This is a genomic window from Paenibacillus sp. FSL H3-0302 (genome assembly GCF_037982245.1).
In the GTDB taxonomy this organism is placed as follows: domain Bacteria; phylum Bacillota; class Bacilli; order Paenibacillales; family Paenibacillaceae; genus Paenibacillus_AQ; species Paenibacillus_AQ odorifer.
Genome location: NZ_CP150284.1, coordinates 4,755,084 through 4,768,248, shown reverse-complemented (window position 1 = coordinate 4,768,248; position 13,165 = coordinate 4,755,084). Strand labels below are relative to the sequence as shown.

The 13,165-nt window shown below is 44.7% G+C and carries 11 protein-coding genes; 10 read left to right on the top strand and 1 reads right to left on the bottom strand.

The window, feature by feature from the left end; genetic code table 11:
- Positions 1–17: 17 nt before the first annotated feature.
- From MHH50_RS21235 to MHH50_RS21190, 10 genes are all read left to right on the top strand, one after another.
- Complete coding sequence (locus MHH50_RS21235; protein WP_076127424.1) at positions 18–1,658, top strand: response regulator; 1,641 nt, start codon at positions 18–20, stop codon at positions 1,656–1,658.
- A 107-nt stretch (positions 1,659–1,765) separates the two neighbouring features.
- Complete coding sequence (locus MHH50_RS21230) at positions 1,766–3,484, top strand: extracellular solute-binding protein (RefSeq protein WP_038572454.1); 1,719 nt, start codon at positions 1,766–1,768, stop codon at positions 3,482–3,484.
- 234 nt (positions 3,485–3,718) lie between these two features.
- On the top strand, positions 3,719–4,609 hold the full coding sequence (locus MHH50_RS21225; RefSeq protein WP_036676126.1) for an ABC transporter permease subunit: 891 nt from the start codon (positions 3,719–3,721) through the stop codon (positions 4,607–4,609).
- Between the two features lie 27 nt (positions 4,610–4,636).
- Positions 4,637–5,515 carry a carbohydrate ABC transporter permease gene (locus tag MHH50_RS21220; RefSeq protein WP_036676128.1) on the top strand — a complete coding sequence of 293 codons (879 nt, stop codon included), beginning with the start codon at positions 4,637–4,639 and terminating at the stop codon, positions 5,513–5,515.
- Positions 5,516–5,517: 2 nt separating this feature from the next.
- Positions 5,518–6,564 (top strand): arabinogalactan endo-1,4-beta-galactosidase, encoded by a 1,047-nt coding sequence (locus MHH50_RS21215; RefSeq protein WP_340033350.1) that lies wholly within the window; start codon positions 5,518–5,520, stop codon positions 6,562–6,564.
- 224 nt (positions 6,565–6,788) lie between these two features.
- Positions 6,789–7,445, top strand: a complete 657-nt coding sequence (locus tag MHH50_RS21210) for a stage V sporulation protein AA (RefSeq protein ID WP_076127430.1) — start codon at positions 6,789–6,791, stop codon at positions 7,443–7,445.
- Positions 7,446–7,447: 2 nt separating this feature from the next.
- Positions 7,448–7,873, top strand: coding sequence for a stage V sporulation protein AB (locus MHH50_RS21205; RefSeq protein WP_036676132.1), 426 nt, complete (start codon positions 7,448–7,450; stop codon positions 7,871–7,873).
- 645 nt (positions 7,874–8,518) lie between these two features.
- The gene (locus MHH50_RS21200) at positions 8,519–10,219 is read left to right on the top strand and encodes a spore germination protein (protein ID WP_076127621.1); all 1,701 of its coding nucleotides are present in this window, start codon (positions 8,519–8,521) and stop codon (positions 10,217–10,219) included.
- 126 nt (positions 10,220–10,345) lie between these two features.
- A complete protein-coding gene (gene lysA / locus MHH50_RS21195) occupies positions 10,346–11,680 on the top strand; it encodes a diaminopimelate decarboxylase (RefSeq protein WP_036676133.1) in 1,335 nt (444 codons plus the stop codon).
- Between the two features lie 145 nt (positions 11,681–11,825).
- Positions 11,826–12,257, top strand: coding sequence for a peptidylprolyl isomerase (locus MHH50_RS21190; protein ID WP_036676135.1), 432 nt, complete (start codon positions 11,826–11,828; stop codon positions 12,255–12,257).
- A gap of 54 nt (positions 12,258–12,311) precedes the next feature.
- On the opposite strand, the gene MHH50_RS21185 is transcribed toward MHH50_RS21190, so the two are convergent.
- Positions 12,312–13,067 carry a TIGR02206 family membrane protein gene (locus MHH50_RS21185; protein WP_076127434.1) on the bottom strand — a complete coding sequence of 252 codons (756 nt, stop codon included), beginning with the start codon at positions 13,065–13,067 and terminating at the stop codon, positions 12,312–12,314.
- Between the last annotated feature and the right edge of the window lie 98 nt (positions 13,068–13,165).

Genomic DNA, 13,165 nt, shown 5'->3' with positions numbered 1-13,165 from the left:
ATCTAGGAGGGGAAAGAATGATAGAGCTGTTGTTAGTTGATGATGAGCCCTATGTTACGGAAAGTTTAGCTCGTACTATTCCATGGGCTGAAATCGGGGTAAAGCAGGTGCATCAAGCGGCATCGGGTGCTGAAGCTCTGCAAATTATGGAACAGCAGGCTATAGATATTATGGTTACGGATATTTCAATGCCAGGAATGACTGGCCTGCAATTAATTGAAGCCGTGAGCGAGAAATGGCCAAATATTCGGTCCATTTTATTGACAGGTTATTCCGATTTTCAATATGCGAAAAAAGCTATTCAACTGCAGGCATTTGATTATATTTTGAAGCCGGTAAGTGATGATGAGTTTATCAAAAGCGTATCCAGTGCGATTGAATCTTTGAAAGACGAATGGGAAGCTCATGATAGATATCATTTGCTGCTGTATAATCGCAAAGCCGATTACAGTGTTTTGCGGGCTAATCTGATGCACGAATTGCTTCTTGGCAGGGTGCTGTCTGAGCGGACGCTAGCCATTAAGCTGAAGGAATATGAAATCTCCTTCCAGCCGGATGCTGAAGCGGCGATGCTGCTGATTCAGCTGGGTAAACATTATGCCGCAATGGATCACCATTCGGTCTCTCTCATGGAATATGCGATCGGCAACATTGCCGAGGAGCTTTTTAAGGAACAGTTCCATGTCTGGTTCTGCAAAGCGCCGCATGATTGCTTGATTCTGCTTGTTGAATTAAAGCCGGCAGTACAGCAGGAATTGGAGCAAATGGCTAACTATGAAGCTGCAAGGCAGCAAATCCTAAAAGCGGTGATCGCGAATTTCCGAATTAGTGTAAGCAATTACCTCAAGGGTGAGATTTCACTGATTGTAACGGAGTGGTTCACCTTTCCAGAGGGGATGACGGCTGCCTATCGAAGCGGCCTTAGCTCGATGTATTTGGCAGCACATGATGAATCCAGCTCCGTGCTGTTTTTGGATGACCGCCAGCATCAGGAGACGATCAGCATCAAATCGCTCGAATGTCTTTATCGTCCACCTACACTCATTCATCTGTTGGAATCCAAACAATGGGATACAGCAAGGCAAAAAATTGCTGACGTGTTCCGGGATATGGAGAATGCACGGTTTTCCAGTGAACATCTGTACGAGGTCTTTCTATCGATAACGAATGCATTTATGTATATAGCGCATAAGAGTGGTCAGTTCATCTCCAAGATCGACCAATACGCTTTAGATCCGTTGTTGACGCAGAGTATTATTGTTTCTTTTGATAAGCTTAAAGATTGGGCGTTTGATATGCTCGATAAGCTTCAGAAGGAGCTATCCGAAAGCGATCAGAATACGAAAAGTTATATTATCAAGCAGGTGCATGAGCTGGTAGGAAACCATTCGGGGCATGAGCTGTCCGTCAAAACCATTGCCGATCATGTATATTTGCATCCAGTTTACTTGTCCAAGATTTATAAAGCTGAGACTGGGGAAGGACTTGGGGACTATATTATTCGGATGCGGATGGAACGGGCACTTTATCTGCTTAAAAATACGAATAAAAAAATCTATGAAATTACCTCTGAGCTTGGATATCAGAATCCGCAATATTTCAGTAAGATGTTCAAAAAACACTACAATATGACACCAAATGAATTCCGGGATGGATAGAGGTTGAGAAAGGTGCAGAAACCTTGTTTAAATGACGTATTCGGGCTCAGCGTCGTTCCCTATAATTAAAATGTAACCAACACTTATGGAATCCAAGGGGGAACAAAATGAGCGCGATGAAGAGAAAAAGATGGCTGCCGCTCCTGTGCATGAGCATGCTTTTGGCGGGTAGCCTTGCGGGCTGTTCTGGCAATAACGCTGCTAATAGTAAAGACACTGCTGGAGATAAAACAGCTGGTGAAGCGACTGCAAATACAGCTTCCAATTCTGAAAACGCCTACAAGGATAAATACGATCCTGAGGTGACATTTACAACCGCATGGGGCGTGGACCCTGAGCTTAAATTCAAAAACGGTGAAAGCATTGAGAATAACGTGGCTACAAAATGGGCTAAAGAAAAATTCGGCATCAACATTAAGTCCCTTTGGTCCATCACAGATACGAACGGCGCATTTGGTACGAAGCTGCGTTTATCCATGTCTTCAGGTCAGGACATGCCTGATGTGGTAACCATCGGTACAGCCGACAACACGATTGCACAGGATTTGATCGATTCCGGCATGTATGCAGATGTAGGAACTTTGTTTGATAAATATGCTTCAGATACTTGGAAAGAAGCGATGGCACAGGATCCTAACGTTTGGAACCAATACAGCCGTGATGGCAAAAGAATGGGCCTGCCTGTTCTCGATTATGCATATAACCATGATTACATTCTGTGGATCCGCCAAGATTGGCTGGATAAGCTGAATATGCAAGCCCCTAAGACGATCGATGAGCTGGAAAAAGTGATGGATGCGTTCAAGAATCAGAACCCTGATGGCTTGGCACCAGACAAGGTAACTCCACTTAGTATCGGCTTCAAAACAACAATGAACACTTGGATGGGCGATCCATCTTGGATCTTTGGTGCTTACGGAACCTTGCCACAGCAATGGAATCTAGATGCTGATGGTAAACTAGAATACGGCTCAGTAAATGCTGGCATGAAGCAAGGGCTTGAAAAACTGAAGGAATGGTTGGCGAAAGGTTATATTCCTCAGGAAGCAGCTCTTTGGGATGAGAACAAAACTGCCGAACCAGCAGTTGCAGGTACAGCAGGGATTCTCCCGGGTCCTTACTGGATGAGCGGCTGGCCGCTTCAGGATACCGTGAAGAACTCTCCAGATGCAGTATGGGCTCCAATTGAAATTCCAGCGGGTCCAGATGGAAAGGTTATGCGTCATGGCACACAATTCACTAACGGTGTAACTTTGATCAGCACGAAAATGAAAAATCCAGAAGCCTTCTTTACTTATCAAAACTATCTGTTCGATAACTTTGCTAATCCAACGCCAGGCAGTGAACTGGATAACGGTCTTTTTGCAGGATATGACTATGAGCTGGACGCGAACGGCAAGATGATCGAAAATGATAAAATTGCTGGCGGTTATGTGAATAGTGTTCGTTATATGCTGGTTCGTGACGGTGCCCGGATCCCGGATGCCCAAATGAAAGCACTCCTTAACCTGGCAGATGGCGCAGAGCCAACAACCCGTCTGGAGAAGGACGTAGCTGTGAATTATGGTAAAGATACCCCTGCGGCTGCCAAAGTTCTGCTGGCGCAAGAGGATAAATCCTTTAAGAATATGTTCACAGGTCCTACGACCGAAACTATGAAATCGAAGATGGACTATCTGAACAAAATTGAGAACCAAACGTTTAATGAAATTATCTATGGCAACAAACCGCTGGATGCATTTGATTCCTTTGTAGCAACCTGGAAATCAGGTGGTGGCGATCAAATCACTAAAGAAGTTAACGAATGGTATGACAGCGTAAAATAAGGTTTGGATTTAGTTTGACTAGGTAAAAAGAAGTAAACGGGACCGTCTCTTCAGCCGTAGCATTAGGCTTTAGGGAGGGTCCCTGTTTGCGTTTGAAGTCCTCTTTTTTCAATGTGATAAAGAGATTGCTTTTGTACCATATATATTGGTTTTGCCCGCTATTTGAGGAATTCGGGCGTTGCTATAATTTGAGTATGGTTACAGAAGAACTTGACACGATATGGGGGACCAAGGATGAGAACACTAAAAAAAACATGGCCTTTTCACTTGATGTTATTGCCAGCGATGATATTCCTGATCATCTTCAGCTTTATTCCAATGGGCGGAATTGTGATGGCATTTCAGGATTATAAGCCATGGCTGAAAATTTCAGGCTCGGCATGGGTTGGATTGGACAATTTCCGTTATCTATTTGAACGTAATGACAGTATGCAGGTCATTTGGAATACATTGATTATTGCTGTTCTAAAAATGATTTTCAATCTGGCTGTACCGTTTGTATTCGCCATTTTGTTAAATGAGATTCGCAAGGTATACATACAGCGTACTATTCAGACACTGGTGTACTTGCCTCACTTTTTATCTTGGGTTATTCTCGGCGGGATATTGCTGGATTTGCTTGCTACAGATGGTTTTGTCAATCAGATCTTAGGCAGCATGGGCTTCAAACCAATCTTTTTCTTAGGCGATAACAACTGGTTCCGGTTCACAGTTATTCTCACAGATGTGTGGAAGGAATTTGGTTATAATACGATCGTTTTCTTAGCTGCTCTAGCAGGAATCAATCCATCATTATATGAAGCTGCTGAAATAGACGGCGCTAACCGCTGGAAGCAGACACGTTTTATCACAATGCCATCTCTATTGCCAATGGTTGTGGTGGTAGGTACCTTGGCTCTCGGAAATGTATTGAACGCAGGGTTTGACCAGATTTTTAACCTCTACAATCCACTGGTCTATCAGAAAGGCGATATTATTGATACCTTCGTGTACCGCACGGCTATTCTGAATGGTGAGATGGGCTTTGGTACGGCAATCGGACTGTTTAAGTCGGCCATTAGTATGATCCTAATTCTCGTCTCGTACAGTTTGGCTAAGAAGTGGGCAGGATATCGCATTTTCTAATCTACCAAAGGAAGAGGGAGACAACTTATGTATTACAAAACAAGAGGTTATCGTATATTCAACGTGTTTAATACTTGCTTTCTAATCCTGCTCGCACTGATGTGTATTGTACCTTTGATTCACGTGCTGGCTGTATCCTTTAGCGCGAAGTCGGCAGCGGATGCCAATTTGGTAGGATTATGGCCAAAGCAGTTCTCTCTGGAAGCTTATAAAAAGACAATAAACAATCCAATCTTTCTACACTCCATCTGGGTATCTGTTCAAAGAACCATACTCGGGACTGGACTTACACTTTTAATTACTTTTTTGGCAGCCTATCCGTTATCCAAAGAAAACTCAGCCTTCAAGGGCCGTAATGTTTACTCTTGGTTGTTCGTTTTCAGTATGGTGTTCAACGGTGGATTGATTCCATTTTACATTGTGATTCAAAAGATTGGTTTGATGGATTCCTTCTGGGTACTTGTTCTGCCAGGTGCGGTAAATACGTTCTTGGTGATTCTGATGCTGAACTTCTTCCGTGGTATTCCAAAAGATCTGGAGGAGGCCTCGCTAATAGACGGAGCCGGACATTTCCGTACGTTGTTCAGTATTTACTTGCCGATTTCTCTGCCGTCGATCGCTACGATTGCCTTGTTCAGCATGGTATTCCATTGGAACTCCTGGTTCGATGGACTATTGTATTTGAATAATTCCAAGCAATTTCCACTGGCGACATTCCTGCAGACGGTTATCATTCAACGGGATATGAGCTCCATGAGCATCAATCCAAAGGAAATGGAGCTGATCTCGCAGACGACGGTGAGAGCCGCGCAAATATTTATCGGAGCCGCTCCAATTTTGATCGTATATCCTTTCCTGCAAAAATATTTTGTTAAAGGGATGACACTTGGTTCTGTAAAGGAGTAGCAATGATGACAACCACATTTATCAATGGAATGGATATCTCGTTTCTGGATGAAATTGAGCAGGGTGGAGGAGCGTATTACAGCGGTGCTGAAGAGTCCGTTGAGAACGCTGAGGATTTGCTCTACATTCTGAAAGACAATGGCGTGAATGCCATCCGGCTGCGGATTTGGAATGATCCTCCGGGCGGCTTCTGCAATCTAGAACGTACGCTGATTATGGCTAAGCGAATTAAAGAAGCAGGACTTAACTTTCTGCTGGATTTTCATTATTCGGATAAATGGGCAGATCCTGCTAATCAATCGAAGCCAAAAGCTTGGGAGAACCTTGATTTTACGGGTTTAACATCAGCCGTGTATGAGTATACTCGTGAGGTTCTTGAGCTTTTGCAATCTCAAGGCACTATGCCCGACATGGTGCAGATCGGTAATGAGATTACTCCAGGCATGTTATGGAATGAAGGCAAGGTGGATGGTGAGTGGGATACTACGGAGCAGTGGGAACAGTTCATTACACTGGTTCAAGCAGGAATAGCGGGCGCAAAAGCTGTTGCTTCTGATTTGTCCGTCATGATCCATATTGACCGTGGTGCTGATCATCCAGCCAGCCGTAACTTTTATGATCGGTTTTTCGAGCATGGCGTAAATTTTGATGTGATCGGATTATCTTTTTATTCTTGGTGGCACGGCACGCTGGATGACTTGCGATCTAACCTGAATGAATTGGCGGTGCGGTACAATAAGGATATTATTGTTGTTGAAACAGCTTATCCTTGGACGCTGAATGCACCTGAAGGTTTCCCCTTAATAGTAAGTGAGGAAAAGCAGCTGCATGAAGGTTATCCGGCTACAGTAGAGGGACAGACTAAGTATATGAAAGATTTTATTAGTGTAATTGAGAATATACCTAACGGTAAAGGTATCGGGTTTTATTATTGGGAGCCAGCCTGGGTTCCTTCGCAAAAGGAATGGTCCGTGGGACATGAGAATGGATGGTCCAATCTGACCCTGTTTGATTTTGCGGGAGGGAAATTGGATTCGCTCGAATTCTGACGTATTTAGGATTGAAACAAGAAGACAGCTTAAGGTAATTACCTTGAGCTGTCTTCTTTTTAATTTCCAGAAGAAGGGTTAGCCTTTCCTGATACCTATAAACAAGCAACATTTCAGTATTTCAAGAAATTGATTCAGAGCAGCAAGAGTAAAAATAAGGCTTTACTCCCATACTACCGTTATCTTGGACCTGAGCTTCACCATAACCTTTAGGAGGAATGCGGATGAAACAACATTCTGCTCCCACCATCTATATACAGCTTAAAAATCGGGTGATGGTTCCCAAGGGTAAAGGTGTCACGTTGGGTGATATTGCTTTTTTGATAGCGGAGCCTGAGCTGAAAGAGTCGTTGGAGACAATTCTCTTAATGAAGCCGGAGCAAAGTGACGGCAATCTGATTTTGATTGATCTGTTGATGGTTATCCCCCGGATATATGAACTTATACCGAATGCGGACATTGAACCGATCGGTGAAGGGAGGACGATTGTGCAGATTGAGAGTCAGGTGGAGAGACGGAAACCTTCGGTGGCGATGTTTGTTTTAGTGTGGCTGCTGCTTTTCTTTGGGTCTGCTCTGACGATTATGAACTTTCATGCTGATGTAAATATGCTGGAGGTACAAATTCGAATTGTGGAGATGCTAACGGGTCATCGGGATGAGCATCCCTATATATTTCAGATTGCTTATTCTCTGGGCATCGGGTTTGGGATGGTCATTTTTTTCAACCATTTATTTAAAAAGAAGTGGAATGAGGAGCCTACTCCGCTGGAAGTGGAAATGTATCTGTATCAGAAGAACATCGACCAATATGTCATCAATGAGGAATACAGCAAGATGAGGCGCCGCAGTGAAAACCAATCTGAGAATAGGGAGGACTGAAGATGACGGCACCTATAGCACTGGGACTAAATTTGCTGCTGGGCATTGCGGGTGGTATTGCTGTAGGCGGTGGAGTGATCGCTCTATTTGTTGTGCTGGATATGGTGCCGCGTCTGGCGCAATTAACCTCTTCTTACGATAAAGTTCATTGGTATGAAGGCGCAATGGTTGGTGGATCTTTAGTAGGTACTGTTAGTGATTTTTGGAATTGGAAAATTACCTCAGGTCCTCTAGTTGAACTTGGTGTAGGACTATTTGATGGGATTTTTGTCGGGATGCTCGCTGCAGCATTGACCGAGGTATTAAATGTGCTGCCGATACTCGCTAAACGCTTAAATATGACACATTATCTATTCGGTCTGTTAATGGCGATGGTGAGTGGGAAGGTTGCGGGTTCTTTGTTCGACTGGTTTGTATACCGACAGTAAACAGGGGGTTAGGAAATGAGCAAGTTTATACACAGCGGTGATTCTGCACCGGAAGATGACCATCTGGAAGATAATGCTGCAGCTGCTGCAGCAATGAAGACAACTGCAGAGGATCTAGTTGCAGATCACACAGATCCTGAGGGCGCTTCAGCTATCGGTGAAAGTGAAGATTCAGCGGGGAATTCTACAACATCTGAAACTAGCCAGGACCAGCAGGATGCAGAGGCATCAGCCGAATTAGGTACTGAGCAGCAGGATGCAGAAGTGACTGCGGAGCAGGGAACAGAGCAGCAGGATGCAGATGCCACTGCGGAGCAGGGAACAGAGCAGCAGGATGCAGAAGCGACTGCGGAGCAGGGAACAGAGCAGCAGGATGCAGAAGCGACTGCGGAGCAGGGAACAGGGCAGCAGGATGCAGAAGCGACTGCAGAGCAGGGAACAGGGCAGCAAGATGTGGATGCGACTGCGAAGCAGGGAACAGAGCAACAGGATGCACAAGCGACTGCGGAGCAGGGAACAGAGCAACAGGATGCACAAGCGACTGCGGAGCAGGGAACAGAGCAGCAGGATGCAGAAGCATCGGATGAGCTCGGCAATCAGGAGCCAAGTGAGCCGAGTAAAGGTTTTTTTGCCAGGTTATTTGGTATGGATTCAGAGGATTCAGAATCAGATGATGAGGCACAGGATCAGAATGCTCAGGCAGCAGGCGGAACAGGTAACGATGCTGGTACTGGGGAGGAGTCTCAAGCTCAACCGAAGCCTTCAAAAAAGCAGGCGCAGCAGCAGTCTCAGAACAAAAGTAAAGATAAGCTACAAAACAAACGCGATAGTGAGCATTCTAACTCATTAAAGGAATCCGTTATTTATTGGCAAGGCAATGATCATATCCCAGGTTCTCTACAAGAAACAAAAAACACGCTGACCGAAGTGATGGGGCTGGGAACAAGTTTTGATGTGACGTTTAGAGAAATGTCCTTTGGGGGACATAAGACAGCTTTACTCTGCTTAAGCGGATTCACCAACGAAGATGTAACGGATGAAATTCTGAAACGACTAACCTACCTTTCTTCAGAAAATTTGTCCGCAGGTGTATTAGGTAGCTTTATGAACGAATACATCCCTCATATTCAAGTTGAAGAGGGTAGTGTATTAAGTGAATGTTTCGATAAAGTATTAAAAGGAATGAGCGCACTATTTATTGAGGGTGAGAACAAAGTTATCCTAATGGATACTAGATCTTACCCCATGCGAAGTCCTGATGAACCCTCGATTGATCGGGTGGTGCGTGGTGCGCGCGATGGTTTTACAGAAACCCTGCTTAGTAATATTTCACTTGTAAGAAGACGGATACGTGATCCGGGGCTGAAGCTTGAAATGTTTCAAGTGGGACGGCGGACACGGACAGATGTCTGCGTGGCTTACATCGATGATATCGTTGATAAAACGCAAGTAACGTCAGTCATCGATAAAATCAACAGCATCGATATCGATGGTATTCCACTGGCGGATAAGCAATTGGAGGAAGCGATTATCGGCGGAGGGTGGAACCCTTATCCTATGGTGCGTTATTCTGAACGCCCTGACGTTGTAGCCTCCAATTTATTAGAGGGACGGGTCATATTATTCGTGGATACCTCGCCCATTGTAATTGTTCTTCCGACTACCTTTTTTGATCTTTGCCAGCATGCGGAGGAGAATCGCCAGACTCCTTTTATGGGGACATATCTGCGGTGGGTCCGTTTCATCGGCATCTTCGCTTCCATGTTCCTGCTCCCGTTATGGATGTTGCTTGTTATCCATCCTGAGTTAAAGCCTGCTATGCTGGATTTTATCGGGCCGCAAAAGACAGCGAGAATTCCTATTCTCGCTCAGTTTCTGATTGTAGAGCTTGGGGTTGATTTACTGCGGATGGCCGCCGTGCATACCCCAACACCTTTAGGCTCAGCGATGGGTCTGATTGCAGCCATATTGATTGGTGATATAGCGGTGCAGAGTGGTCTGTTTGTAAACGAAGTAGTACTGTATATGGCGGTAGCCTCAATCGGTATGTTCGCGACTCCGAGTTATGAGCTGGGTCTGGCGAACCGTATAGTCAGGCTTGTGTTATTAATTGCCGTAGCGGCGTTCCAGGTACCAGGCTTTATGATTGGCACGACGTTACTGACTATCTTCTTAACCACTCATCGGTCCTATAACTCCTCATATATGTGGCCGTTTATACCCTTTAATGCAAAGGCAATGAGTGAAATTCTATTGCGTAAACCGGTCTTAAGTTCGAAGGAAAGGCCGTCTTTTAACAAAACCAGAGACAATACCAGAATGCCGCCATCTCAAGAGAATGAGTAACAATCGTAGGAAAATACAAAACTACTGCAAATTAGTCCATTCAATGGAGTTCCCACTGTCTGTTATACTGAATACACTAAGACAGGGTGGAACCTTGATATTCCACAGAAATTGGAGGACTAAAGAATGTTTCTACACGGTACTAGCCGCATTAACGATGCTGGGCATTTGGAGATCGGCGGATGTGATGTAACTGAATTGAAAGCGGAATATGGAACCCCGCTATATATATTGGACGAGCAATTGGTTAGACAACGTTGCCGGGAATATATGGATGCTTTTAAAGCCTCCGGCCTTGGTTTCCAAGTAGCTTACGCAAGCAAGGCGTTTTCAGTAATGGCAATGGTTCGTTTGGCTGATGAAGAAGGTTTGTCACTGGATGTTGTATCCGACGGCGAACTATATACAGCTTTGCAAGCTGGCTTCCCGGCAGAACGCATCCATTTTCATGGCAACAATAAGACATCTGAAGAGATCGAAATGGCGATTGATGCCAAAATCGGCTGCTTTGTAGTCGATAATCTGGTAGAGCTTAACCTTTTGCAGTCCATTGCTGCACGTAAAGAAGTTAATGTAAACATCTTATTGCGGGTGACACCAGGTGTAGAAGCGCATACTCATGAATATACCGCAACGGGCCAGACAGATTCCAAATTCGGCTTTGATATCGGTAATGGATCGGCCTATGAAGCAGTGAAAGCAGCAGTCAGCAAAAAGAATATCACGCTGCTTGGTGTGCATTCCCATATTGGTTCGCAGATCTTTGAAACCGATGGTTTCCAGCTAGCTGTTGAGCGTGTGGCAACTTTTGCCCGCAGTGTTAAAGAAGGCTTGGAAGTGGACTTCCGTGTAGTCAATCTTGGTGGAGGTTTCGGGATTCGTTATGTCGAGGGAGATACCCCATTACATGTTTCTGAATATGTTGCAGCGATTACGGATGCAGTGAAGACTCATTTTGCTGGAATTTATAGTGCTTTGCCGGAAATTTGGGTGGAGCCGGGCCGTAGTATTGTTGGAGATGCAGGTACTACATTGTACACTGTAGGATCTAACAAGGACATTCCTGGCGTGCGTAAGTACGTTGCTGTTGATGGTGGAATGACCGACAATCCACGCCCTGCTTTGTATCAGTCTAAATACGAGGCATTGCTTGCTAACCGTGCTAACGAAGACGCAACTGAGACTGTCTCCATCGCTGGTAAATGCTGCGAGAGCGGAGATATGTTGATCTGGGATGTAGAGCTGCCGAAGGCTGAAAGCGGCGATTTGTTGGCTGTAGCCTGCACAGGCGCGTACAATTACTCCATGGCCAGCAACTATAACCGTCTTCGCCGTCCGGCTTTAGTATTCGTACAGAACGGACAAAGCGATCTTGTAGTGCGTCGTGAAAGCTATACGGATCTTATTGCCAACGATATTGTACCAGAGCGTATCGCCAAACAGACAGTTGTTGCTAAGTAATAGCCTGCTGCTGTAAGGTGGGTAAAGTTGAGCAGCATATAGAGCAAGCAGGAAAGTCTCCTGCTTGCTTTGCTTTGTGCGTGGTTTCATAGTAATATAATTGAGGTATTCTAAATTTGTTAATTTTGAAAGGGGTCATTTACATATGGCAAAGCAAGCGAAAATCACTCTAGAAAATGGCGGCGTAGTGCTGCTGGACTTGTTCGATCAAGATGCACCTAACACTGTAGCCAACTTTGAAAAGCTGGCAAAAGAAGGTTTCTACAACGGATTGACATTCCACCGTGTTATCCCTGGTTTCGTTGCTCAAGGCGGATGTCCTAACGGAACTGGCTCTGGCGGCCCAGGTTACACAATCAACTGCGAAATTAACCCAAACAAACATGAACGCGGAACACTTGCTATGGCACATGCAGGTAAGAACACAGGCGGAAGTCAGTTCTACATCTGCTACGCTCCACAACCACACTTGGATGGAGTACACACTGTGTTTGGTAAAGTAGTAGAAGGTATGGATCTTGTTGATGCTTTCAAAGGACGCGACAAAATGACTTCGGTAGAAATCATCGAAGCTTAAGATTTAATAGTTAAAAGCCAGTCTCCGAATATCGGGGCTGGCTTTTTTGTGTTGTTAAAGAATCCGCCTAACCTGTCTACGCCGTGAATTGCGCCGCTCTGGCAGCCAGAAGAATATCAAATACATAGCTAGAAACACAGTGAAGGCAAACAGCTCTTCAACAAGCAGGTAATAAGGATAAGGTCCAAAATAATCCAATACGGAATAGGTACTAGGTTTCTGGGATAGGAACATGTAGTTTGAGCCTAGGAAGTAATTAGCAGTCCAGATGCAGGCAGCCACAATATTGAGGCCGAGCATGGTGATGAGTAAAGATCTCCAAGTCGGCTTGTAGCCCTCAATCCAGGTCATGTAAAGAGACGCCAGAATAATAGAACCATGAGCTATAAAAAACAGGAGAAAGCGGAAATGAGGGAACGGATAAACTAGGTTAGGGGTGAGCAACGCAATAAATGCTCCGCCGATCCCGGCAAAGTAGAGAAAGGAATAAAGGGTTCGACTGCGTGAAATTAACATGATAATAGACAGCAGTAGAGTGATTCCACAGAGCTCGAACGGTAATGAGGAGCTGGAGCGCCAGATGTTCTGAGAGATGTACCACATTTGCAGCCCGGCTTCTGAGACTACAAGTAGTATGATTAGCAGCAAACGCACGCTTTGCCGAAGTCTTGAATCTGTACGAATTTCAAACCGTAAGCCATAGAGCAGTAGACAACTTAACGTAATGATAGACAGCGCAACCCAATGCGAAGATGAGAACATGATGAAATCCTCCGCGTGCTGGCGATCAAAAAAAGATGAAAGCTGCATAGACGAACCTCCTTTGAACGTGAAAACATCCATCAAAAATAAAGTTTTAGAATTTTAATAATCTTGATTCTAGATATCCATAAAATGGGTATATATGT